The organism is Streptobacillus notomytis, from assembly GCF_001902585.1.
Taxonomy (GTDB): Bacteria; Fusobacteriota; Fusobacteriia; order Fusobacteriales; family Leptotrichiaceae; genus Streptobacillus; species Streptobacillus notomytis.
In genome coordinates, this window is the sequence record NZ_LKKV01000135.1 from 1 (window position 1) to 782 (window position 782).

At 23.5% G+C, this 782-nt stretch carries 1 protein-coding gene; it reads right to left on the reverse strand.

Annotated elements, in window-relative coordinates; all coding sequences use genetic code 11:
• On the reverse strand, positions 1-767 hold a 767-nt coding region (locus BUE91_RS06750; protein WP_280521778.1), incomplete at its 3' end, for a pertactin-like passenger domain-containing protein.
• Between the last annotated feature and the right edge of the window lie 15 nt (positions 768-782).

Consider the following 782-nt stretch of genomic DNA (forward strand, 5'->3'; position numbering starts at 1 on the left):
TTTTCATTATCTGATAATACATTATTACTACACATACTTAATAACTTAGCCCATAGTTTACTATCATTTATATCATCATGATCATTGTATGTTAAATTAAAATCATCTTTTACCTTATAAATTGAATTTGCTATTATCCCTATAATTGGTTTATTATAATATTGATGTAAATACCATTTATTGTCTTCTAATTTTAATCTATACTTAAATACTCCCTGTTCTGGGTTTAATAAACTAAATGTATCTTTTGTTGAATTTTTAGTTTCTATTAATTTTAGTTTATCTTTCATCCTCTTATTTAATGTTGAATTACTTGATATTTCTACTCCTGTATTACCAGTTACACTTCCTTCTACTTTAAATAAATCTGCATTCTTATTCTCTACATCTACACGCATTAATATTTTACCATTATCTCCAACATAATTTCCTTTAACAGTAAATATATCTGTTTCTGATTTATTCTTTAAAAAACTTATTGTACCCTTATTTAAAAATTTATCTGATACTATTACTTCTGATTTATCTAATGCACTAATAGTTGATGTATCACGGTTTATAATTTTCTTTGTTTCTAATTTTCCTTTTTTAATAGATAAATTACTATTTTCTACTAATATTTCATCATTTACCTTATACTCCTCATTTGAAAATGTCCAATCTGAGTTTTGTAAATGTATCTTTTCAAAATCTTTAAATTTCTCTTTACTAGTTACTTCTCCACTTCCTATTAACCTTAAAGTATCATTATTTCCATTACTTATCATATTTCCTGTTACATT